Origin of the sequence: Rhizobium sp. GCM10022189, from assembly GCF_042656325.1 — a bacterium.
Classification (GTDB): domain Bacteria; phylum Pseudomonadota; class Alphaproteobacteria; order Rhizobiales; family Rhizobiaceae; genus Rhizobium.
The window spans coordinates 809,708-832,071 of record NZ_JBHSOR010000049.1; the positions used below are offsets into that span (position 1 = coordinate 809,708).

General features: G+C 63.3%; 23 protein-coding genes. 19 read left to right on the plus strand and 4 right to left on the minus strand.

From position 1 onward, the window contains the following. Positions 1-19 precede the first annotated feature (19 nt). The 6 genes from ACFPWW_RS25075 (at position 20) to ACFPWW_RS25100 (ending at position 7,123) form a co-directional block, all read left to right on the plus strand. Positions 20-382 (plus strand): septal ring lytic transglycosylase RlpA family protein, encoded by a 363-nt coding sequence (locus ACFPWW_RS25075; RefSeq protein ID WP_112565211.1) that lies wholly within the window; start codon positions 20-22, stop codon positions 380-382. Positions 383-549: 167 nt separating this feature from the next. Continuing rightward, a complete protein-coding gene (locus ACFPWW_RS25080) occupies positions 550-1,839 on the plus strand; it encodes an RsmB/NOP family class I SAM-dependent RNA methyltransferase (protein WP_377313677.1) in 1,290 nt (429 codons plus the stop codon). A gap of 212 nt (positions 1,840-2,051) precedes the next feature. Beyond that, a complete protein-coding gene (locus tag ACFPWW_RS25085) occupies positions 2,052-3,329 on the plus strand; it encodes an imelysin family protein (RefSeq protein WP_112565207.1) in 1,278 nt (425 codons plus the stop codon). 47 nt (positions 3,330-3,376) lie between these two features. Beyond that, positions 3,377-4,915 carry a di-heme oxidoredictase family protein gene (locus tag ACFPWW_RS25090; RefSeq protein ID WP_377313679.1) on the plus strand — a complete coding sequence of 513 codons (1,539 nt, stop codon included), beginning with the start codon at positions 3,377-3,379 and terminating at the stop codon, positions 4,913-4,915. After that, positions 4,915-6,018 carry an imelysin family protein gene (locus tag ACFPWW_RS25095; protein WP_377313681.1) on the plus strand — a complete coding sequence of 368 codons (1,104 nt, stop codon included), beginning with the start codon at positions 4,915-4,917 and terminating at the stop codon, positions 6,016-6,018. The genes ACFPWW_RS25090 and ACFPWW_RS25095 overlap by 1 nt, the downstream gene beginning before the upstream one ends. A gap of 4 nt (positions 6,019-6,022) precedes the next feature. Beyond that, complete coding sequence (locus ACFPWW_RS25100; RefSeq protein WP_377313683.1) at positions 6,023-7,123, plus strand: DUF1513 domain-containing protein; 1,101 nt, start codon at positions 6,023-6,025, stop codon at positions 7,121-7,123. Here ACFPWW_RS25100 and ACFPWW_RS25105 read toward each other — a convergent pair. Further along, the gene (locus ACFPWW_RS25105; RefSeq protein ID WP_377313685.1) at positions 7,102-8,181 is read right to left on the minus strand and encodes a DUF2252 family protein; all 1,080 of its coding nucleotides are present in this window, start codon (positions 8,179-8,181) and stop codon (positions 7,102-7,104) included. The genes ACFPWW_RS25100 and ACFPWW_RS25105 overlap by 22 nt on opposite strands. Before the next feature lie 129 nt (positions 8,182-8,310). After that, a complete protein-coding gene (locus ACFPWW_RS25110) occupies positions 8,311-9,357 on the minus strand; it encodes an aldo/keto reductase (RefSeq protein WP_377313687.1) in 1,047 nt (348 codons plus the stop codon). A 118-nt stretch (positions 9,358-9,475) separates the two neighbouring features. On the opposite strand from ACFPWW_RS25110, the gene ACFPWW_RS25115 reads away from it, so the two are divergent. The 11 genes from ACFPWW_RS25115 (at position 9,476) to ybaK (ending at position 18,830) form a co-directional block, all read left to right on the plus strand. Beyond that, the gene (locus ACFPWW_RS25115; protein WP_377313689.1) at positions 9,476-10,078 is read left to right on the plus strand and encodes a TetR/AcrR family transcriptional regulator; all 603 of its coding nucleotides are present in this window, start codon (positions 9,476-9,478) and stop codon (positions 10,076-10,078) included. A 102-nt stretch (positions 10,079-10,180) separates the two neighbouring features. Beyond that, on the plus strand, positions 10,181-10,630 hold the full coding sequence (locus ACFPWW_RS25120; protein WP_112565194.1) for a PaaI family thioesterase: 450 nt from the start codon (positions 10,181-10,183) through the stop codon (positions 10,628-10,630). Beyond that, a complete protein-coding gene (locus tag ACFPWW_RS25125) occupies positions 10,627-11,265 on the plus strand; it encodes a 5'-methylthioadenosine/S-adenosylhomocysteine nucleosidase (protein ID WP_377313691.1) in 639 nt (212 codons plus the stop codon). The genes ACFPWW_RS25120 and ACFPWW_RS25125 overlap by 4 nt, the downstream gene beginning before the upstream one ends. Before the next feature lie 92 nt (positions 11,266-11,357). Beyond that, positions 11,358-12,920, plus strand: a complete 1,563-nt coding sequence (gene guaA / locus ACFPWW_RS25130; protein WP_112565190.1) for a glutamine-hydrolyzing GMP synthase — start codon at positions 11,358-11,360, stop codon at positions 12,918-12,920. 376 nt (positions 12,921-13,296) lie between these two features. Further along, positions 13,297-14,016, plus strand: a complete 720-nt coding sequence (locus ACFPWW_RS25135; RefSeq protein WP_377313693.1) for an AAA family ATPase — start codon at positions 13,297-13,299, stop codon at positions 14,014-14,016. Positions 14,017-14,267: 251 nt separating this feature from the next. Continuing rightward, on the plus strand, positions 14,268-14,789 hold the full coding sequence (locus tag ACFPWW_RS25140; RefSeq protein WP_377313695.1) for a 2'-5' RNA ligase family protein: 522 nt from the start codon (positions 14,268-14,270) through the stop codon (positions 14,787-14,789). A 70-nt stretch (positions 14,790-14,859) separates the two neighbouring features. Next, positions 14,860-15,921: a succinylglutamate desuccinylase/aspartoacylase family protein gene (locus tag ACFPWW_RS25145; RefSeq protein WP_377313697.1), complete on the plus strand. Its 1,062-nt coding sequence runs from the start codon at positions 14,860-14,862 to the stop codon at positions 15,919-15,921. 104 nt (positions 15,922-16,025) lie between these two features. After that, positions 16,026-17,156, plus strand: coding sequence for a TIGR03364 family FAD-dependent oxidoreductase (locus ACFPWW_RS25150; RefSeq protein ID WP_377313699.1), 1,131 nt, complete (start codon positions 16,026-16,028; stop codon positions 17,154-17,156). Then, a complete protein-coding gene (gene phnX / locus ACFPWW_RS25155) occupies positions 17,153-17,932 on the plus strand; it encodes a phosphonoacetaldehyde hydrolase (protein ID WP_377313701.1) in 780 nt (259 codons plus the stop codon). The genes ACFPWW_RS25150 and phnX overlap by 4 nt, the downstream gene beginning before the upstream one ends. A gap of 70 nt (positions 17,933-18,002) precedes the next feature. Then, entirely contained in the window at positions 18,003-18,353 is a 351-nt protein-coding gene (locus ACFPWW_RS25160) for an ArsC family reductase (RefSeq protein WP_112565180.1), read from the plus strand. A 3-nt stretch (positions 18,354-18,356) separates the two neighbouring features. After that, a complete protein-coding gene (gene ybaK / locus ACFPWW_RS25165) occupies positions 18,357-18,830 on the plus strand; it encodes a Cys-tRNA(Pro) deacylase (protein WP_377313703.1) in 474 nt (157 codons plus the stop codon). Here ybaK and ACFPWW_RS25170 read toward each other — a convergent pair whose 3' ends face one another. Continuing rightward, positions 18,831-19,274 (minus strand): MarR family winged helix-turn-helix transcriptional regulator, encoded by a 444-nt coding sequence (locus ACFPWW_RS25170; protein ID WP_112565176.1) that lies wholly within the window; start codon positions 19,272-19,274, stop codon positions 18,831-18,833. A 107-nt stretch (positions 19,275-19,381) separates the two neighbouring features. On the opposite strand from ACFPWW_RS25170, the gene ACFPWW_RS25175 reads away from it, so the two are divergent. Together ACFPWW_RS25175 and ACFPWW_RS25180 are read left to right on the plus strand one after the other, a co-directional pair. Next, entirely contained in the window at positions 19,382-20,065 is a 684-nt protein-coding gene (locus tag ACFPWW_RS25175) for a glutathione S-transferase family protein (RefSeq protein ID WP_377313705.1), read from the plus strand. Positions 20,066-20,197: 132 nt separating this feature from the next. Then, complete coding sequence (locus ACFPWW_RS25180) at positions 20,198-21,451, plus strand: aminopeptidase (RefSeq protein ID WP_112565172.1); 1,254 nt, start codon at positions 20,198-20,200, stop codon at positions 21,449-21,451. Here the strand turns inward: ACFPWW_RS25180 and ACFPWW_RS25185 are convergent. Continuing rightward, on the minus strand, positions 21,399-22,322 hold the full coding sequence (locus tag ACFPWW_RS25185; RefSeq protein WP_377313707.1) for an EamA family transporter: 924 nt from the start codon (positions 22,320-22,322) through the stop codon (positions 21,399-21,401). The two genes, ACFPWW_RS25180 and ACFPWW_RS25185, sit on opposite strands and share 53 nt — an antisense overlap. Between the last annotated feature and the right edge of the window lie 42 nt (positions 22,323-22,364).

Consider the following 22,364-nt stretch of genomic DNA (forward strand, 5'->3'; position numbering starts at 1 on the left):
AGTTGAGGGACAATCCGTTTTGAGGAAAATCTGCCGTTCTCTAATCACTGTCGCAGCGATTTCAGCCTGTTCTTTCACCCTGCCGGCGGAAGGCTTTGCTGCTAACGGATGTGGCGGTGCTTCGTGGTACGCACTTCGCTCCAAAACTGCTTCCGGGGAACGCATGAACCCGGCCATCTATACTGCCGCACACCGCTCTCTGGCATTCGGCACCAAGGTGAAGGTCACCAACCGCAACAACGGCCGCAGCGTCGTCGTCCGCATCAACGATCGCGGTCCGTTTATCCGCGGTCGCGTGCTGGATCTGTCGCGCGCTGCCGCGCAGAATATCGGCATGGTGTCCTCGGGCACTGCGAAGGTCTGCTACGAAGTCGTCAGCTGAGGCCACGTCTTCGGCGAAATCGCTGCGCCGGATGCGGCGCTTGCTCTTGCCGTCAATCGCGGGTACCACGCGGTTGAGACTTGTGAACAATCCGCCCGGCCAGCCAGGCTTCTGGGGGCTCGTTTTGTGCGGATCGCTCACCAGCCAAGGCAACAGGAGAAGTTTGAATGCGTTTGGGCGGCCGCCTCGAAGGGGCGATTTCGGTTCTGGCTGATATCGATACCCGCAAAAGGCCTGTCGCCGATGCGCTGAAGGACTGGGGCCTTGCCCACCGCTTCGCCGGTTCCGGCGACCGGGCGGCAATCGGCAACATCGTCTACGACGCGCTGCGCATGCGGCTCTCCCATGCCTATCTCATGGACGACGACAGCGCCGTCGCCATCGCCCATGCCGTCATGTTCCGCCAGTGGGGCTTCACACCCCAATCGCTGGCTGCGGAACTTGCCGACGACAAGTTTGCGCCGACGCCGCTTTCGGCCGAAGCGCTCGCAGCGTTCTCAAGCCGCTCTCTCTCCGATGCACCCCTGCATGTGCAGGGCGATATTCCGGAATGGGTGCAATCCTCCTTCGAACAGGCTTTCGGCGAAAACTGGCTTTCCGAGGCGCAGGCGCTTGCCGGGCGTCCGACGCTCGACCTGCGCGCCAACATCCTGAAGGCCACCCGCGAAAAGGCCGTCAAGGCGCTCGAACGCGCAGGCGCGAACGAGGCGAAAATCGCACGCTACGGCATCCGGATTCCCGCCGGCGAAGGTGCCTCGCGCCTTCCCAACGTCACGGCCGAGCTTTCGTTCCAGAAGGGCTGGTTCGAAGTTCAGGACGAGGGGTCGCAGATTGTTGCCGACCTCGTGCTGCCGAAGGACGGCGAGCAGGTGCTGGATTACTGTGCCGGCGGCGGTGGCAAGACACTCGCCATGGCTGCCGCCATGCACAACAAGGGCCAGGTTCACGCCTTTGACGCCGATCGCAAACGGCTTGCGCCGATCATCGAGCGGCTGAAGCGCGCCGGCACGCGCAACGTCCAGGTCCATGACGATGCCAGGGGCTTGTCGAACCTGCGCGACCGCTGCGACAAGGTTCTGGTCGATGCGCCCTGCACCGGCACCGGCACATGGCGCCGCCGGCCCGACACGAAATGGCGGCTGACCGCCAAGAACCTCGACGAGCGCACGGCCCAGCAGCAGGATGCGCTGAAGCAGGCAAGCCGCTTCGTGCGCCCCGGCGGCGAACTGATCTACGTCACCTGCTCCGTGCTGCCGCAGGAGAACGAGGAACAGGTGCGGCGCTTTGCTGCCGGCAATAGCGATTTCGAGATCGTCAGCGCCCTGCCCGCCTGGGACAGCCTGTTCGGCAAAGAGGGGGCGCGCCCGCGTTCCTCCGATGGCAAGACGATCACGCTGACGCCGGCCTCGACGGATACGGACGGCTTCTTCTTCTGCCGCCTCAAGAGGAACGGCTGAACTATACAGTGTTCTTGCGCCGCGGCAGGCGGTGCGAGTAAATAACGCAGCCGCTCATCCTGAATCTACGGGCAAACGCCGTTTAAACGGCAGGGTTGATCTTGGAAATCCATCCTTAAAACCATTCCAAACTAGAGTGTTTGACACCAGTTTGCTTTTGCGCGAAGAGACGGTTGCCGGATTCAGACGGAAATCCGTCACAGGAGAGGATTATGAAGCTCAACCGCACGTTCCGCGCAGCCGCGCTGGCGATCGCCCCCGCCGCCCTGCTCGCCCTTCCCGCACATGCGCAAACCGACGCAGCCGCTGTCGTGAAGCACTATGCCGAAATCGCCCATGCCAAATACGAGGACTCGCTGACGACAGCCAAGGCGCTCGACGCAGCCATCGACGCCTTCCTGAAGACGCCGAACGATGCGACGCTGCAGGCTGCAAAGGATGCCTGGATCAAGGCACGCGTTCCCTACCAGCAGACGGAAGTCTACCGTTTCGGCAACCCGATCGTCGACGACTGGGAAGGCAAGGTCAACGCATGGCCGCTCGATGAAGGCCTGATCGATTACGTCGATCCCTCCTACGGCACGGAAAGCGACGAGAATTCGCTCTATGTCGCCAATGTCATTGCCAACAAGACGATCAAGATCGACGGCAAGGACGTGGATGCGTCCAAGCTGACGCCGGAATTCCTCTCGGGCACGCTGGCCGAGGCCGGCGGCATCGAAGCCAATGTCGCGACCGGCTACCACGCGATCGAATTCCTGCTCTGGGGCCAGGACCTGCATGGCACGGGACCGGGCGCGGGCGAACGCCCTGCCAGCGACTACGACCTGAAGAACTGCACGCACGGCAATTGCGACCGCCGCGCCGAATATCTGAAGTCCGCCTCCACGCTGCTGGTTTCCGACCTGCAGGAAATGACCGACGACTGGGCGCCGGGCGGCGAAGCGACCAAGCATGTCGAGGCCGATCCGAAGGCTGGCCTCGTTGCCATCCTGACCGGCATGGGCTCGCTCTCTTACGGCGAACTGGCCGGCGAGCGCATGAAGCTCGGCCTGCTGCTGCACGATCCGGAAGAAGAGCATGATTGCTTCTCCGACAATACCTACAACTCGCATCTGAACGACGCGATCGGCATCGCCGCCGCCTATACGGGCGAATATACCCGCGTCGACGGCACCAAGATGACCGGCCCGTCGCTGCACGATCTCGTTGCCGCCAAGGACAAGGCGCTCGATGCCGAGATGACCGGCAAGCTCAACGCGACGCTGGACGCCATGCACGCCATGGCCAAGCGCGGCGAAACGGTCGAGAAATACGACCAGATGATCGGCGAGGGCAACAAGGAAGGCAACGCCGTCGTCCAGGCCGCCATCGACGGCCTCATCGACCAGACGAAGTCGATCCAGCGCGTTATTGCGGCACTTGACCTCGGCACCGTCGAGCTTGAAGGTTCCGACAGCCTGGATAATCCTAACGCCGTCTTCAAATAAGCAAAAAGGCGGGCCGTTCCGAACCCGGAGCGGCCCGGACCCTTGAAATGTCGCATAACCCGGCCCGTCGTCTTCTTGTCAGCGCGACCTTCTGCGCTTTGCTGGCCGGGCTTCCTGTCGCCCTTGCCGGCACATTCGATCTTGCGACCAGACGGACCGATCTTTCCGACGCCGACCTGAAGCGCGTCACCGACATTGTCAGGCCGACGCATGATTTCAGCAAGGCCGAGCCCTATGAGGCCATGCAGGCGGGAGCTGCGACCTCCATCGATCCGGTCACGGAAGACAGTTTCTCGCATATCTCCGCCAATATCCCCTTCGAGGAAGAACAGAACTTCCGGCTCGGCAATGCGCTGTTCCGCAAGCTCTGGGTTTCGGCGCCGTCCTCCACGCAGGCATCGGACGGTCTTGGGCCGCTTTTCAACGCACGCTCCTGCATGAGCTGCCATCTCAACGATGGCCGCGGCAAGCCGCCGGAAGGCGGACCGAGCGCCACTTCGATGTTCCTGCGCCTGGCCCGTGCGGCGAAGACGCCCGAGGAGGAAAAGGCGCTCGCGGACGCCGACATCGTTACTTTCCCCGACCCTGTCTACGGCCATCAGCTTCAGGATCTTGCCGTTCCCGGGCTTGCCGCGGAGGGCAAGGTTGCCGTCACCTACAGCGAAGAGACGGTGACGCTCAATGGCGGCGAAACGGCGAGCCTTCGCAGGCCGAGCTATTCCGCCAGGAATCTTGCCTACGGTCCGCTCGATCCCGGTACGACCATCTCGGCGCGGGTTGCGCCCGCGATGATCGGGCTCGGGCTGATCCAGGCGATCCCGGAGGCCGATATTCTCGCCCATGCCGACCCTGACGATCACGACCACGACGGCATTTCCGGAAAGGCGGCGATCGTGCGCGATCACCGCAGCGGCCGGATCGCGCTCGGCCGTTTCGGCTGGAAGGCGCAGAACGCCACGGTGCGCGACCAGAGCGCAGACGCCTTTTCCAACGATATCGGCATTTCGACGCCCGACGCGCCCGATGCACATGGCGACTGCACCGCGGCTGAGGCAAAATGCCTCGCCATGCCCGATGGCGTGCAGAAGCGCCTCGGCAACGAGGAAGCGCCCGGCCCGGTGCTCGATCTCGTCACCTTCTATTCGGAGAACCTCGCCGTACCGGCGCGCCGCAAGGCAAGCTTCGCCGCCACGCTGCGCGGCAAGCAGCTTTTCTACGATGCCGGCTGCATCTCCTGCCACGTCCCGAAATTCGTTACCCGTCGCGACACCGCTGAAAAGGCGCAATCCTTCCAGCTCATCTGGCCTTATTCCGACTTCCTGCTGCACGACATGGGGGACGGTCTGGCCGACGGGCAGCAGGTCGGACTTGCAAGCGGACGTGAATGGCGCACGCCGCCGCTATGGGGTATAGGACTGACCCGGACTGTCAGCGGACACAGCTTCTTCCTGCATGACGGCCGTGCCAGAAACCTCACCGAAGCAATCCTCTGGCATGGCGGCGAAGCTGAAAAGGCCCGTAACGCATTCTCCTCGCTGTCAAAAGACGATAGAGAGGCCCTGATTACATTCCTGGAGTCACTCTGATGCGCCCCTGGCACACCCTGCTTTGCCTCGCCTTGACCGGCTTTGCCACATCGGCTGCCGCCCAGAGCGCAGCACCGCCCGCTTCGGGCCTCAACGAGGATGCCGTGCCCTCCGTCATGCAGCGGGCCGTCGACGAGGTTATCCGCCCCGGCTACCGCAATATGCAGCAGTCTTCCGCGCGCCTGACCACGGCAATGAACGACCTCTGCGCGTCGGGCACGCAGCAGACGCTCGACCGCGCCAAATCCGCCTTTGACGATACGATCCGCTACTGGTCGACCATCGAGATCGTGCAGACCGGCCCTGTCATCCAGGACAATCTCTTCGAGCACATCCTCTTTTATCCCGACCGCAAGGGCGTCGGCCTCAAGCAGGTTCAGGCGCTGATCGCCAAGGCCGATCCGAAGGACGCGACCGTTGATGCCATCGCCGGCAAGAGTGTCGCCCTGCAGGGCCTGACCGCGCTGGAATATGTGCTTTACGGCAACGGTTCCGACGATCTCATCAAGCAGAAGGGCGGCTTCCGCTGCCTCTACGGCCAGGCGGTCGCCGGCAATATCCAGCGCGAGGCCGGCGAAGTCGTCGCCGCCTGGGAGAAGCCTGACGGCGTGCAGGCAAGCTGGAAACATCCCGGCCCGCAGAGCGACGATTTCATGGACAACAAGGAAGCCGTCACGGCGCTGCTCGGCATTCTCGTCCACGGCGCGGAGAATGTCCGGGACCAGCGGCTGGAGCAGTTCTACAAGGGCAAGGATACGCCCGCGCGCCCGCGCATGGCGATCTACTGGCGTTCGAAGAATACCTGGAAATCGATGGCCGCGAACCTCGAGGGGATCCGTACGCTCTGGCAGAAGGCCGGCATGGCCGAGTTGTTGCCGCCCGAGAAGAAGGCGGTTGCCGATTCGATCGACACCAAGCTGAAGACGATCATCGACAGCGTCTCCAAGCTGACCCCCGATATCGAAGTCGCCGTCAGCGATGCGGAAAAGGCCAAGCTGGATACGCTGCTGACCGAAAGCCGCGACCTCATCACCACGATCAGCGACCAGTATGGCGCGGCCATCGGCCTTTCGGCCGGCTTCTCCTTCTCGGACGGGGATTGAGGCGATGTGGCACAGCGGCGCCATCGACCGGCGCGGCTTCGTCAAGGCCGCCGGCATCGGCTTTCTGGCGGCTCTGAAGCCCCAGGCGCTGCTGGCCCTTGGCCGGGCCGATGCCGTCTATGCTTCCGGCATCCGCAGGGCCGACGGGTCCTTTGCGGTGGCGACCGTCACAGAACGGGGCGAGATCGTCGACCAGGTGGCGCTGCCCGCCCGCGCCCATGGCATGGCCTATAGCATTGCGACCGGCCGTACGGTGGCCTTCGCCCGTCGGCCCGGCACGTTCGCGATGATCTTCGATCCCTGGAACAAGGGCGAGCCCGTCGTCATCACTTCGCCGGAGGGCCGGCATTTCTACGGCCATGGCGCCTTCTCGCCGGACGGGCGGCTGCTCTATGCGAGCGAGAACGATTTCGACAATAACAGGGGCATGATCGGCCTCTATGATGCGACGAACCGTTTCGCACGTATCGGCGAATACGAAACCTTTGGCGTCGGCCCGCACGACATGACGGTTTCCGACGACGGGCGCATGCTCATCGTCGCCAATGGCGGTATCGAGACCCATCCGGATTTCGGCCGCACCAAGCTTAATCTCGGCAATATGCAGCCGTCACTGGCGCTTATCGATGCGGCAAGCGGCACGCTGATCGAAAAACACACGCTGCCGCCGCAATGGTCGTCCGTCTCGACACGCCATGTGGATGTCGATGCCAGCGGCCGCATCTGGTTTGCCTGCCAGTATGAAGGCCACCGCAAGGACCTGCCGCCGCTCATCGGCCATTTTGCGAGGGGCGAGGATCTCGCTTTCGTCGACCTGCCCGAGGAGACGACGCGACGGCTTGCCAACTATGTCGGGGCAATCGCGGTCAACCGGAAGGAAGGCCTGGTCGGCGTCACGTCGCCGATCGGCGGTGCGTCCGTCACCATCGACGCAAAAACGGGAAAGGTGCTGCGCGAGGACAGCGTTCGGGATGCGGCCGGCATTGCGCCCGCTCCCGGCGGTTTTGCCGTTTCATCCTACGATGGCGAATTCCAGTCGGCTCACAGCGATGTCGCCTGGGACCAGCATATCGTGCGGATCGCTCAGCCGGCGCCGGCTCGGTAGGTCTTCCACTCCCGTTCGGTGGCTTCGGCGGCTGCCCGGGCCGCCGCATGGAGCCAACCCTCATCGCGGGAGCGAAGATCGCTGCGGATCGTCGCAGCGTTTGCCGCGTCATCCGAATGGCAATTGGCGATCTCGAAACCCATCAGCTCGAGCATTGCGCCGTTCAACAGGGTCTTCGCATCGGTCTTGATCTCGATCTTGCGGCTGTTGGGCGAAAGTCTGCGAACGAGAATGCGGCCGACCACCGCAAAATGGGGATCGGGGCTGCGCATCCGCCCGGCGGCGATGATACCGGTTCTGATGACGTGATCTCCTGACCTTGCCAGTGACCAGGCCGAGGGCACAAGCGCCTTGGCTTCACGCAGCACGGGGCCGCCGCGCCACTCCGGCACATAGGCGGCGAAACGCGGCCGGCCGAGACTTCCCGTCCCCTTCGTCACCGGCACGGGTGTTACGTTTCCCGAGCCCTTCGGCAGGGCGTTTTTCAGGGCCTCGACAAAACGGCCGGGAGCCGGCTTTTTGCCGGGCTTGCGGCTCTCCCATTTCTTCCAGAATTCCTTCCGCTCGTCTTCCGAAAGCAGCAGTTTGTCGCGCAGCCAGGGATGGTCGCGCTCCAGCACGACGGGGTTCGGATGCTCAAGGCCGCGCACATATCCGGCCAGAACGAGCTCAGCGATCGCCCTGCCGGAAGTCCCGTCGTCCGGCAGAGCCAGGATGGCGCTGGCCACCAGCCGGACGAGATCCAGCCCGTAGGGCATGATCGCCGCGTCGTCGAAATCGTTGGCGCCCCAGACGAGCCGCCCCTCGATATCCCGCCAGGTGCCGAAATTCTCCAGATGGGTATCGCCGATCGACAACACCTGCGGCATGCCGGCAAGCTCCGGCCTGACCTCGTAGACGATCTCCGCCCAGCGCCAGTAGGTGGCCCGCAGGAAGGCGAACGAATTCTCGCGCATCTTCCGGTGCTTCTCGCCAATATCCTCCTGTACGAGTTCGCCCTGCAGCTCGTGTGCCAGCCAGGTCTCGTAATTGCTCATCGATGGAGAAAATGCCTTCATCCGTCCGCTCTCAGGTTTGATCGATCATAGTCCCGCAGAGCCTTAACCAGAAGAAGTTTCAGGGCATGTTCAAGAGGGGCGCGCGCCGGACAGATCCGGCTGCCGCGCCCGTGAGCAGAGGCCGGGATATCAGGCCACGACTTGCGCCGGAGCGTCGAACAGGTCGAGCTTGCCGCCGGTGAAACCATCCCGATTTTCAGGATTGCCCAGCAGCGTGTAGGGGAAGACCGGCGGGAGTGCGCTTACCGTGTCGAGGCGGGAAATCTGCTCGGACGACAGCCTCACGTTCACAGCCGAGAGATTGTTTTTAAGCTGCTCGACGGTGCGCGGCCCGATGATCGGCAGCGACCCCTTGGCTGCGACCCAGGCAATGGCGATTTCCGCCGGCGTGGCCTCGACCTCCGCCGCAACGGCGATCAGGGTATCGAGGATGGCGGTGCGCTGCGCAGAATTTTCCGCCTGGAATACGCGTCCGCCGAGGCCCTCCGCGCGGCCCTTTTCACCCTGCCGGTATTTGCCGGTCAGCATGCCGCCGCCAAGCGGCGACCAAGCCACGACGCCAAGGCCGAGCGCCTGGCCCGCCGGAAGCAGTTCCTGCTCGGTGGAGCGTTCGACGAGGCTGTGCTCGACCTGGATACCGGCAATGGGGGCCACGCCGCGCAATTCGGCGATGGTTGCTGCGCGGGCCACGCGCCATGCCGGGAAATCGGAAAGGCCCGCATAGAGGATCTTGCCGGCGCGGACGAGATCGTCAAAGCCGCGAACGAGCTCGTCGACAGGGGTCACGCCATCGGACATATGCGCCCAAAGGAGATCGATGCGATCGGTCTTCAGTCGCTTCAGGCTGGCCTCCACGGACGAAATCATCGACTTGCGGCTGTTGCCCGTTGCCAGAATGCCGGAGCCAGGATCGGTCTGCATCGTGAATTTCGTCGCCAGCACGAAGTCATCGCGCTTTCCGGCCAGCAAATCGCCGAGGATCTCTTCCGACTGGCCGAACTGATAGCCATTGGCCGTGTCGATGAAATTGCCGCCGGCCTCCGCGTAGATATCGAAGATACGGCGGGCTTCGTCGGGTTCGCCGCCATGCCCCCAGCGCGTGCCGAAATTACCGGCCCCCAGCACCAGTTCGGAGACGCGCAGGCCCGTATGTTTGCCAAAAAGCTTGTAACGCATGGTGTGTGTCCTTCCGTTCCTTTTTAATTTCGGTCGCAATTAATACGTTGCGAGCTTTTAATTGACTTTGATTGTAAGCGCAATTAAAAATTTTCATGACCGTATCCGGAGATCAGACATGCGTGTTTCCAAGGAAAAGGCGGCGGAGAACCGTGGCGCCTTGCTGCAGGCGGCCAGCCGGCTGTTCCGCAAGCGCGGCATCGATGGCGTCGGAGTGGCCGATATCGCCAGGGAGGCCGGGCTGACCCACGGCGCGCTCTACGCACATTTCCCTTCCAAGGACGCCTTGGCGGCCGAAGCCTTCACGTACGGGTTCGAAGGCAACATGGCCGATACGCGAGAGTGGGCCGGCGGGCGTGACCCGTCATTCCAGGACTATGTCGAGGGACTGATCTCGCCCGACATGCGCGACAAGGTGGAGACGGGTTGCCCGATGACCGCATCGGCAAGCGAAGTCGGCCGGCAGGGCTGCGCCGTCAGCGAGAGCTTCGCGAAGGCCTTCGAGGACATGACCGCGACGCTCGAGGGATCGCTTTCGGATACCGTCCCAGCGCCCGAAAGGCGGCGGCTTGCGATTGCCGCCGTCGTTGGGCAGATCGGCGCGCTCGCCGTCTCGCGCGCCGTGATCAAATCGGACCCGTCGCTGGCCGACGAAGTGCTGCAGGCCGTTCGCGAAACGATCGGCGCAGCTCACAGGGCAGAATCGGTCCATCGCGAATAGATTGCGCCCTGATGGCGGTGAAGACAAAATCATCGTGAGCCGGATTGCAACCTTGTCGAATCCGGCCGGCCATGCCACTTTCGCGGTCGCGAGAGGGCTGCGATGAACGATACCGACAGAGGCGATTTCCGGGAGCGGATCCGCCAGAACTTTGCACGACAGGCGGCCATGCACACCATCGGCGCGGAGTTGACGCGCGTCGAGCACGGCATGGTGGAAATCGAGCTTCCCTTCGACGTCAAACTGACACAGCAGCACGGCATTTTGCACGCGGGCATCATTTCCGCAGCGCTCGATTCGGCCTGCGGTTTTGCCGCCTACAGCGTTATCGACGCCGAAGCCTCGATCCTGACGATCGAGTTCAAGGTCAACCTCATGTCGCCGGGGCGCGGCGAGCGCTTCCTCTTCAGGGGCGAGATCACCAAGCCCGGCTCCAACATCATCGTCGCCGACGGGCGAGCTTATGCGATCAGCGACGGGCCGGCCAAGCTCATCGCATCCATGACCGGAACGATGATGGTCATTCGCGGAAGAGAGGGAATTACGGGATGAAATTCGAACTGAAGTCCGTCGCAGGCAAGTCCATCCTGTTCGTCATGGCCGCAGAGGCGGAATATGGCCCGTTCCTGCGTTCGCGCATCGAGCCGCTGATGACGGGCGTCGGCCCGGTCGAAGCGGCAATCGCGATCACCAAGTCGCTTTCCCGTCTCGACGCTTCCGACGAACTGCCCGATCTCGTCGTCTCGCTCGGTTCGGCCGGTTCGGCACGCCTGCAGCAGACCGAGGTCTATCAGGTCACGTCGGTCTCCTATCGCGACATGGACGCCTCGCCGCTCGGCTTCGAGAAAGGCAAGACGCCCTTCCTCGGCCTGCCGGCCGAACTGGAGCTGCCGCTGCGCATTCCCGGCATTCCCGAAGCCACGCTTTCGACCGGCGGCAATGTGGTCTCGGGTGCGGCCTATGCCAGTATCGCCGCCGACATGGTGGATATGGAAACCTATGCGGTGCTGCGCGCCTGCCAGGGCTATAAACTGCCGCTGATCGGCCTTCGCGGCATTTCGGACGGCGCAGTCGAGCTGCAGCATATTTCCGGCTGGACCGAATATCTGCATATCGTCGACCGCAAGCTTTCCTATGCCGTCGACAGCCTGTTTACCGCCCTGGAAGACGGTGTTTTCTGGTTCTAGGCGCTGAAAAGAGGGACAATCGGGACAATAAAACCCGGCCGCGGCCGATTTCCCGCATTGCAAGAAGAGGCGCTTTTCATTAAAGGCTCGCCATGACCCAGACAGCACATCCCGACAGCGTTCTCATCGTCGATTTCGGCAGCCAGGTGACCCAGCTCATCGCGCGACGCGTGCGTGAAGCCGGGGTCTATTGCGAGATCGTTCCCTTCCAGTCCGCCGAAGAGGGCTTCAAGCGCCTCCAGCCGAAAGCCGTGATCCTGTCCGGCAGCCCGGCTTCGACGGTCGACGAAGGCTCGCCGCGGGCGCCGCAGATCATCTTCGACAGCGGCCTTCCGGTGTTCGGCATTTGTTATGGCCAGCAGACGATGTGCATGCAGCTTGGCGGCATGGTGGAAAGCGGCCATCACCGCGAATTCGGCCGCGCCTTCCTTGAGGTCGACGAGGACTGCGCTCTCTTCGAAGGCCTGTGGTCCAAGGGATCGCGCCATCAGGTCTGGATGAGCCATGGCGACCGGGTGACGAAACTGCCCGAGGGCTTCGAGGTTATTGCGACCTCCTCCAACGCGCCCTACGCTTTCATCGCCGACGAAAAGCGCAAATATTACGGCGTGCAGTTTCACCCCGAGGTCGTGCATACGCCCGACGGCGCCAAGCTGATTGCAAATTTCATCCACAATATCGCCGGCATCAAGGGCGACTGGACGATGTCGGCCTACCGTCAGAAGGCGGTTGAAGACATTCGCCGCCAGGTCGGCGACAAGCGCGTCATCTGCGCGCTGTCCGGCGGCGTGGATTCGTCGGTCGCAGCCCTGCTCATCCATGAGGCCGTCGGCGACCAGCTGACCTGCATCCTCGTCGACCACGGCCTGATGCGCAAGGACGAGGCGGCCGGTGTCGTCGCCATGTTCCGCGAGCACTACAATCTGCACCTGATCCACGTCGATGCCTCGGATCGCTTCATCGGCGAGCTCGAAGGCGTTTCCGACCCGGAAACCAAGCGCAAGATCATTGGCCGCCTGTTCATCGAAACCTTCGAGGAGGAGGCCAGGAAACTCGGCGGCGCCGATTTCCTCGGCCAGGGCACGCTCTATCCCGACGTGATCGAGTCGGTCTCCTTCACCGGCGGCCCTTCCGTCACCATCAAGTCGCACCATAATGTCGGCGGCCTGCCGGAGCGCATGAAGATGCAGCTCGTCGAGCCGCTGCGCGAACTCTTCAAGGACGAAGTGCGCGTGCTCGGCAAGGAGCTCGGCCTGCCCGACAGCTTCATCGGCCGCCACCCCTTCCCGGGTCCGGGCCTTGCCATCCGCTGCCCCGGCGGCATTACCCGCGAGAAGCTCGAGATCCTGCGCGAAGCCGATGCGATCTATCTCGACGAAATCCGCAAGGCCGGCCTCTACGACGCGATCTGGCAGGCTTTCGCCGTGCTGCTGCCCGTCCAGACCGTCGGCGTCATGGGCGACGGCCGCACCTACGAGTTCGTCTGCGCATTGCGCGCGGTCACGTCGGTCGACGGCATGACGGCGGATTTCTATCACTACGACATGGAATTCCTCGGCCGCGCCGCCACCCGCATCATCAACGAAGTCCGCGGCATCAACCGCGTCGTTTATGACGTAACGAGCAAGCCGCCCGGCACGATCGAGTGGGAGTGACGGGCAAGTCACCGTCATGACGAACTCCGTGTCGCCGGCGTAACAAGGCTCGTCCGAGGCACGGAAGGCAAGCTGCGGGCGACCTTTGCCGGCCGTCCGGCTGTTTCATCGGCATGGCGGCCAGGGCCATATCATCGAGAGCGGCTGCCACGGCGGCTCAGCATTCGGGCAGCGCGACGGCGAGCGCGCAGCGGTTGGCGCGCGCCCTCTTCGATCGCCCCAGAAAAAATCAACCTCGGACAGCATGATAAAACAGCGCCACGCAAGGTTGCTGCCTGACCTTTTCGTCTCATCACTGCGAAAGCCGCTGTTCCTTAAAGCCCGAGACGCGCCTCTCCCAGGGATGACCGCCGCAACCTTCAACCCGAGGTAATCGATGCCAACACTTACATTTGCGAATACGAAAGGAGGGGCCGGCAAGACGACGGTCGCCCTCGTTCTTGCCACAGAACTGGCTCGCCGTGGCCATCGCGTTTCCGTTCTCGACGCAGACCCGCAGCAATGGGCCACGCGCTGGCGCCAGCTGACCGGTGACGCGGCCGAATTCGCTGTCATCTCCAATGTCACCGAGGACACGATCGAACAGCAGATCAAGGACCTCAAGAAGCGCGGCGGCTACATCATCGTCGACCTGCCGGCCGGCATGAGCCCGCTCATGGCCAAGGCCATCGGCTTTTCCGATCACGTGATGGTTCCGGTGCAGGGCTGCGCCATGGATGCCGTCGGCGGCGCACAGGTGCTCGATATCATGAAGCAGCTTGCTGCCCAGCACGATATCCGCATTCCGCACTCGGTTGTGCTTACCCGGATCAGCTCGATCATCACCACGCGCGCATTGCTTGCCGTCAAGGGCCTGCTGGCAATGCAGCAGGTGAATGTGGTCGATACCGCACTGGTCGAACGGGCCGCCTATCGCGACATGTTCGTTTCCGGCGGCAGCCTCTATACGATGGACCCGGGACGCGTCAGCAATCTCGACAAGGCGCAGGACAATGCCCGCCTGCTGGCAGACGACGTTCTCCGCCTCGTGCCGCCGAAGGCAGCGCGCGCCAAGTCGCCCAAGAAGACGGCCGAGCCGGTCAAGGACGCCGCCTGAGGCATTCTGGTTCATCCGACATTCGCAAACGGCTGCTTTTCGGCAGCCGTTTCTCTTTGATTTTTTTGCGGCAAATGTTCCCGTTTTGTTCTTGACGGAACGAATGGCCCTGATAAGTTCCTCCTTGTACGACAAGGAGGCGAACGATGTAGTCCGTAGTTCAGATGCCTCATTTTCCGCTCGACCCGAATGGTTCAGATTCCCGAGAGAATTCCGGCCCCATCGGCAAACGTCACGACAGGCTGTTCTTCATGCTTCGGCCAACCAGCGAGGCGGCATCCGAAGCGCTGGAGATCGCCCAGACCTATCGCCACGCCCATTCACTGTCTGCACCTTCGCGACCGCGCGAACTGCTGCACGTCACGCTGAACGGTATCGGCGCTTACCGCAGGCTGCCGCAGGATATCGTGTTCGGCGCCGAACAGGTGGCGGCGACGGTGCGCGCACGACCGTTCGAACTTGTGCTCGACGAGGTCATGAGCTTCCGCCATCCAGGCGAACCGCAGGCCTTTGTCATCTGCGGCAGGCAGGAAAACGAGGCGCTGCTGGATCTTCGCCGCCAGATACAGGAGGGCCTGTGCGAGGCGGGATTGCCCTATAATCTCGGCGGTCATCTGACGCCGCACATGACGCTGCTTTACGATCGCAAGACCGTTCTGCCCGAAAAGCTCGACCGGCCGGTCAGCTGGAGCGTCCGGGAATTCCTGCTGATTCACAGCGTCTACGGAAAGGGCGAGCATAACGTGGTCGGCCGTTGGCCGCTGCTTGCCTGAGCTGCGCTTGCGCGGCGGGCGAAGATTCGCATAAGACTCCGACCCCAATGCCTCAATGCGGAGCAAGACAGTGGACGTTTCAGAGATCATCATCCCAGGCGATACGCCCGGTATCGAATGGCGGTTGCCGGTCATCCGTTTCAAGGGAAGCGATCCTGCGGCGCCCAAGGTCTATATCCAGGCGGCGCTGCACGCCAACGAACTGCCGGGAACGGCACTGGCGCATTTCCTCTGCGGGATGCTGCGGCAGGCCGAAAGCGCGGGGCGCATCGCCGGCGACATCACGCTCGTACCTCAGGCCAACCCGATCGGGGCGGCGCAGTCGCATTTCGGTGAGCTGCAAGGCAGGTTCGATCTCGGCTCGCGGACCAACTTCAACCGCGACTTTCCGCTGATCTCCGTCCTCGACCGGCCGGAGCTGGTTGACGAACTTGATAAGTATCCGGCTACCGATCGCCTGAAGCGGGAGCTGATCCATATGGCGCTCGGCGCCGATCTGGTGCTCGACCTGCATTGCGACGATGAATCACTGCAATATGCCTATATCGACGAAGCCTTCTGGCCGGAAGCGGCGGACCTTGCCGGCGCGCTCGACATGCAGGCGGTACTGCTTTCGGACGGCGAGAGCTCCGCCTTCGAGGAAGCCGTCGGCTTTGCCTGGAAATACGAGGCGCCGGGCGAGCGCAAGGCGAAGCTTCCGGGCAAGCTCTCGGTCACGGTGGAGCTGCGCGGATGGCGCGATGTCTATTCCGGCACGGCCGAGAAAGATGCCCGGGGCCTGCTGCAATTCCTGATCGGGCGTGGCGTCGTCACCGGCGAAGCCGCCGCGGCCGCCACCTTTTCCGGGCCGGCCGTGCCGCTCGACAATGTCGAGATCCTGCGCGCGCCTGAGGGCGGCACCGTGCTGTTCCATCGCACTATCGGTGAACGCGTCCAGGAAGGAGAGCTTCTGGCGACGATCGTCACCCGGCCCGGCTTTGTCGAGGGCGACATCGACATCCGCGCGCCGCAGGACGGGCTGCTGCTGACGCGCATCTCCGACCGGCTGGTGCGCCGGCGTGGCGACCTGATGAAAATTGCCGCCGACCGGCCGAGCAAGGCAGCGCGAAAGGCCGGCACGCTGGAAGACTGAAGCGGCGTTCTTTTCCACATGCTGATGTAAGGCTGCGCGCAACTGTCACACGGGCTTCAAGAAAATCCGCCAAGCCGTTGCAGACATGTTGCGAAGGAGCTTTCATGCCGCATTACGACATTGCGATCGTCGGCGCGGGGATCGTCGGGCTGGCGCATGCGCTGGCGGCGGCAAAGCGCGGCAAGCGGGTCGTCGTGGTTGACCGCGACGCGCAGGCAAACGGTGCATCGGTACGCAATTTCGGCTTTGTGACGGTGACCGGCCAGCAGGCCGGCGACTGCTGGGAGAAGGCGCGTCAGGCCCGCGATATCTGGGCCGAAATCGTCGACGACGCCGGCATCGACGTCCTGCAGCGCGGGCTGCTGCTGGCCGCAAGGCTCGACGAATCCGAAGCCGTGATCGATGCCTTCCTGCGCACGGAGATGGGCGAGGGCTGCGAAAGGCTGACGCTCGACGAAGCGCGGCGGCTCGTGCCGGCCCTGCGGCCGGAGGCGGGGCGCTTCACGCTCTACAGTCCGCACGAATTGCGGGTCGAATCCCGCACGGCCATTCCCCTGCTCGCCCGCTATCTCGAAGTCAAATACGGCATCGACTTCCGCCGCTCGACAGCCGTGCGCGCCGTGGAGCCGCCGCGCGTGGAAACCTCGACCGGAGTGATCGAGGCGGAGACGATGGTCGTCTGCCCCGGCGACGATTTCAAGAGCCTGTTTGCGGACCGGATCGCCGCCTACAACGTCACCCGCTGTAAGCTGCAGATGATGCGTGTGGTCCCGGCCCAGCGCGTTTCGCTCAGCACCGCCGTCATGTCCGATCTCGGGCTTGGGCGCTATCTCGGTTATGCCGAACTGCCGGAAGCGACGGCGCTGAAGGCGCGGCTCGACCGCGAATTCAAGCCGGAACGGGAAAACGGCATCCATCTGATCGTCACGCAGTCGGAAGACGGCTCGCTGATCGTGGGCGACAGCCATCACTACTGCGAAACGCCCGATCCTTTCGGCCTGGAACGGGTGGACCGGCTGACGCTCGACGAAATGGACGCCGTGCTCAATCTTCCGGGGCGCTTCATCACCGAGCGCTGGGTCGGCACCTATGCGTCTGCCCCGGACCGCTGGCGGTTTACCGACAGGCCTTCCGACGCGCTGCGCATCGTCATCGTCACCGCAGGCTGCGGCGCCTCGACCGCCTTCGGCATCGGCGAGGAGACCATCGAAGATCTTTACGGGAGCGCAGCATGATGCAGTTCAAGGCAGTGGTCTTCGACTGGGCCGGCACAGTCATCGATTTCGGTTCCTTTGCACCGATGGGCGCCTTTGTGGAAACCTTCGGCAAGGTCGGCGTCGAGGTGACGATCGCCGATGCCCGCAGGCCGATGGGGCTTCCCAAGCGCGCGCATATCGCAGCGATGCTGGCCGAGCCGCATATCGCCGCCCGCTGGCAGGCCGCGCAGGGGACAGCTGCCGACGAGGCGGCCGTCGACCGCGTCTACGAGCTTTTCGTGCCGCTGAACGAAGCCGTCGTGGCCGACTATTGCACGCTGGTGCCGGGCGCGATCAAAACCATCGAATATCTGCGCGAACGGCGGATGAAGATCGGCTCGACCACCGGCTATACGCGCTCGATCATGGAGCGGGTCCTGCCGCTCGCTGCCGAACAGGGTTATACACCCGACAATCTGATCTGTGCCGACGATCTGCCGCTCGGCCGGCCGACGCCGATCGGCATGTATAAGTGCTTTCTCGACCTGATGGTCTATCCGGCCTGCGCCGTGCTGAAGGTGGACGATACCGAACCCGGCATTGCCGAAGGTGCCGCTGCCGGCTGCGTGACCGTCGGTGTGACGCTCTCCGGCAACGAGGCGGGCCTGACGCCCGAAGAGCTGGATGCGTTGTCGCCGGAGGCACGCGCCGACCTGCACAGGCGGATCGGCGAGAAGCTGATCGCCGCCGGTGCCGATTACATCATCGAGACCGTGGCCGACCTGCCGGCGCTCATCGAAGAGCTTGAGGGATAAGCGCCAGACGGCGTTTGCAGCGCTCATCCGCCATGATATCTCCCTGCCGAAACAGGGAGATCGAACCGGCATGGCCATCACCATCTACGGGATCAAGAATTGCGACACGATGAAGAAGGCCCGCAGCTGGCTGGACAGCCACGGCGTTGCCTACGCGTTTCATGACTACAAGGCCGCCGGCATCGATCGGGCGCATCTGGAACGCTGGACCGACGAGGCCGGCTGGGAAACGGTGCTGAACCGCGCCGGCACGACCTTCCGCAGCCTGCCGGACGCGGCGCGCGAAAACCTTGACCGCGAGAAGGCGATCGCCCTCATGCTCGACCAGCCTTCGATGATCAAGCGGCCGGTGCTGGAAGCGGACGGCAAGCTGCTGATCGGCTTCAAGCCGGAGAATTACGCGCAGACGTTCAAGGGCTGAGCCATGTCGAAGACCACCCGCGCCACCCAGGTTCTCACGCAGGCCGGCATCGCCTTCACGGTCCATACCTATGACTATGATCCGAACGGCGAGCGTGTCGGGCTGCAGGCCGCCGAGGCGCTCGGCGAGGAGCCGCATCGCGTCCTGAAGACGCTGATGGCGGAAGTGGACGGGAAGCCGGTCTGCGTGGTCGTACCGTCCGACCGCGAGGTCAGCATGAAAAAGCTTGCCAGCGCCTTTCGCGGCAAATCGGCCAATATGATGAAGCCGGCCGACGCGGAGCGGCTGACGGGCTACCATGTCGGCGGCATCAGCCCCTTCGGGCAGAAGAAGACCGTTCCCACGGCGATCGAAGAAACCGCGCTTGCCGAGGCGCAGGTCTACATCAATGGCGGGCAGCGCGGGTTGCAGGTTCGGCTGGACCCCAAGGACGCGCTGAAGGTGCTGAAGGCGGCCGGCGCGCCCTTGATCGCCTGATCAAAGGAAACGCGCGAGCAAGGCCGTTATGGTATTCGCCTCACGCTCTGTAAGCCTGCAGCCGATATTCGCCTCGATGGATTTCGCGTAGACCGCCCACATGCGCTCTCGCAACCGACGCCCGGCATCGGTGATCACCACCCAGCGGCCGCGTGCATCCTCGTCGAATGTCTCTCGGCGGACCAGGCCCTCCTTTTCCAGCCGGTCCACCAGACGCGACAGGTTATATTGCGCAAGCAGCGTCCGTTCCTCGATCTCATAGGGACGCAATCGCCCGTCCTGCGAGCGCGCCAGCTCCCAGAGGACATCATACCAGGAAAGCGGCGGCATTTTTGCCGTCTTCAGATCGGCCTCGATCGCGGCGAGCAGACGGTCGCGGGCGCGCATGACGTGTATCCATGCGCTGGTGGCGGCATCGCTCGGTCTTGGGTGCTCATCGGACATAGATGCAATTACATTTAACTTGATCGGCGACGCAACAGCTATTATATGCAATTGCATCTACTTTGTCGTCCATCTATCGGCCGCATGGCGCGGCCCCGGAGATCGCCATGAGCAAGCTTACCCTGATCAGCCACCACCTTTGCCCCTATGTGCAGCGGGCCGCGATCGCGCTTCTTGAAAAACAGGTGCCTTTCGAGCGCATCAATATCGACCTCGCCAACAAGCCGGACTGGTTCCTGAAAATCTCGCCGCTCGGCAAAGTCCCGCTGCTGCGGATCGAGCAAGCGGACGGCAGCGAGGCCGTGCTGTTTGAAAGCAGTGTTATCTGCGAATATCTGGAGGAAACGCAGCCGGGTGCAGCCCTGCATCCCGCCGATCCGCTGGCGCGTGCCCGCCACCGCGGCTGGATGGAATTCGGCTCGTCGGTGCTTTCCGATCTCTGGGGTTATGAAACGGCCGAGGATGCGCTGCAGCTCGAGACCAAGCGCAAGGCCCTCGCCGCCAAGTTCGAGACGGTTGAAGCGGCACTGGCCGACGGACCGTATTTTTCCGGCGCCAGCTTCAGCCTCGTCGATGCCGTCTTTGCGCCCGTGTTCCGCTATTTCGATCTTTTCGACACGCTTGGCGACAGCGGCATCTTCGACGGGCTGGAGCGAGTGCAGCGCTGGCGCAAGGCGCTCTGCGAGCGCGCAAGCGTCAAGGGGGCCGTCGGCGACGACTATTCTTCCCGGCTGAGGGAATTCCTCAGACAGCACAATTCCATCCTGCTCAGGCAGTCTGTCGCAGCCTGAAAGAGGCATGTTTCAGCGCGGCCGGACATCTGTCCGGCCGCATCATTTCGGCTGCGGCGCGCTTCATTTTCGCCGCAAACGGGTCTAAGTCTTCCAGCCTCCCACCGTCGATGACAGAAGGCAGGTTGAACCATGACTTTCATGCCCCAGAGCCAGAACACCGTTGATCCCGCCAGACTCGAGAAGCTCGCGGAAGTCGCCATCAAGGTCGGCCTGCAGCTGCAGCAAGGGCAGGATCTCGTCATCACCGCCCCGGTCGTGGCGCTGCCGCTGGTACGGCTGATTACCAAACACGCCTATCTCTCGGGCGCCGGCCTCGTTTCCACCTTCTATTCCGACGAGGAGACGACGCTTGCCCGCTACCAGTACGGCAGCGACGAAAGCTTCGACCGGGCTTCCGGCTGGCTCTATGACGGCATGGCGAAAGCCTATGAAAACGGTGCCGCCCGTCTTGCCGTTGCCGGCGACAACCCGATGCTGCTGGCCGAGCAGGACCCCAGCAAGGTCGGCCGCGCCAACCGCGCCAATTCCACGGCTTACAAGCCGGCGCTGGAAAAGATCTCCAATTTCGATATCAACTGGAACATCGTCTCCTACCCCAATCCCTCCTGGGCGAAGGTCGTCTTCCCTGACGATCCCGAGGCAATCGCCGTCGCCAAACTCGCCAAGGCGATCTTTGCGGCATCGCGCGTCGACGTGCCCGATCCCATCGCCGCCTGGGCCGAGCACAATGCCAATCTCGCCAAGCGCTCGTCCTGGCTGAACGGCGAGCGTTTCGCCTCGCTGCATTTCACCGGCCCGGGCACGGACCTGACCGTCGGCCTGGCGGACGGCCACGAGTGGCACGGCGGCTCCTCGACGGCCAAGAACGGCGTTACCTGCAATCCGAACATCCCGACCGAGGAAGTCTTCACCACGCCGCATGCGCTGCGCGTGGAGGGCCATGTGTCCAGCACCAAGCCGCTCTCGCATCAGGGCACGTTGATCGACAATATCCGGGTTCACTTCGAGGGCGGCCGCATCGTCGAAGCCAAGGCCTCGCGCGGCGAGCAGGTGCTGAACAAGGTGCTCGATACGGACGAGGGCGCGCGCCGGCTGGGCGAAGTGGCGCTGGTGCCGCATTCCTCGCCGATTTCGGCAAGCGGCATCCTCTTCTACAACACGCTGTTCGACGAGAACGCCTCCTGCCACATCGCGCTCGGCCAGTGCTATTCGAAATGCTTCCTCGACGGCGCTTCGCTGAGCCAGGAGCAGATCAGGGCGCAGGGCGGCAATTCCAGCCTGATCCATATCGACTGGATGATCGGCTCCGACAAGGTCGATATCGACGGCATCAAGCCTGACGGCTCGCGGGTGCCGGTGATGCGCCAGGGCGAGTGGGCATAGGAACGCTCGCCTTCGGCATCAGGCTGCGCTGGCTGAGCCAGACGCTGAACAACACCATGGCAAAGCCCGAGATCTGGGTTGGCGTCAGGCTCTGGCCGAGCGCCAGCCAGCCAAGCAGCGTCGCGACGAGCGGGCTCAGAAAGCCGAGCGAGGCCGCGGCCGAAGGCTCTATGCGCGAGAGGCCGCGGAACCACAAAATATAGGTGAAGGCAGCTCCGACGAGGCCGAGCCAGGCGATGCCGAGGATATTGGCCAGCGTCGGCATGGGAAGCGCCGGCTCCAGGAAAAAGGCCGCAGGCACGAGCAGGATGCCGCCTGCGGTCAATTGCCAGGACGTAAAGGTCAGGCTGGAGACGGGCGGCTGCCAGTGGCGGGTCAGCACGGTGCCGAAAGCCATGGAGACCGCGCCGGCAAGACCTGCGGCAACGCCGACGGGATCGAGTGCCGCTTTCGGCGTCAGCACCAGCAGCGCCACACCTGCCATGCCGATCAGACCGGCGGCAACGGCCATGAAGCGGATCGGCTTGCCAAGGAAGAGGCGCGAGAGCGCAATGACGATCAGTGGCTGCACGGCGCCGACCGTCGCAGCCACGCCGCCGGGCAGGCGATAGGCCGAAACGAAGAGCATGGCCCAGAAGAACGAAAAGTTCAGCGCGCCGAGAATGAAGGCGCGGCCCCACCAGCTGCCCGCCGGCAATTTGCGCACAATCAGCAGCAGAAGCAGCCCGGCCGGCAGCGCGCGCAGCATCGCTGATGTCAGCGGATAACCTTGCGGCAGAAAGGACGTCGTAACGAAATAGGTGCTGCCCCAGATGGCCGGCGCAATCGCAGTCGTCATCACATCGGCGGCATGGCGTGAATTTGTCTTCATATCAAGAATCTCTACGTCAAGATAAATTCAGGATAGCGGATT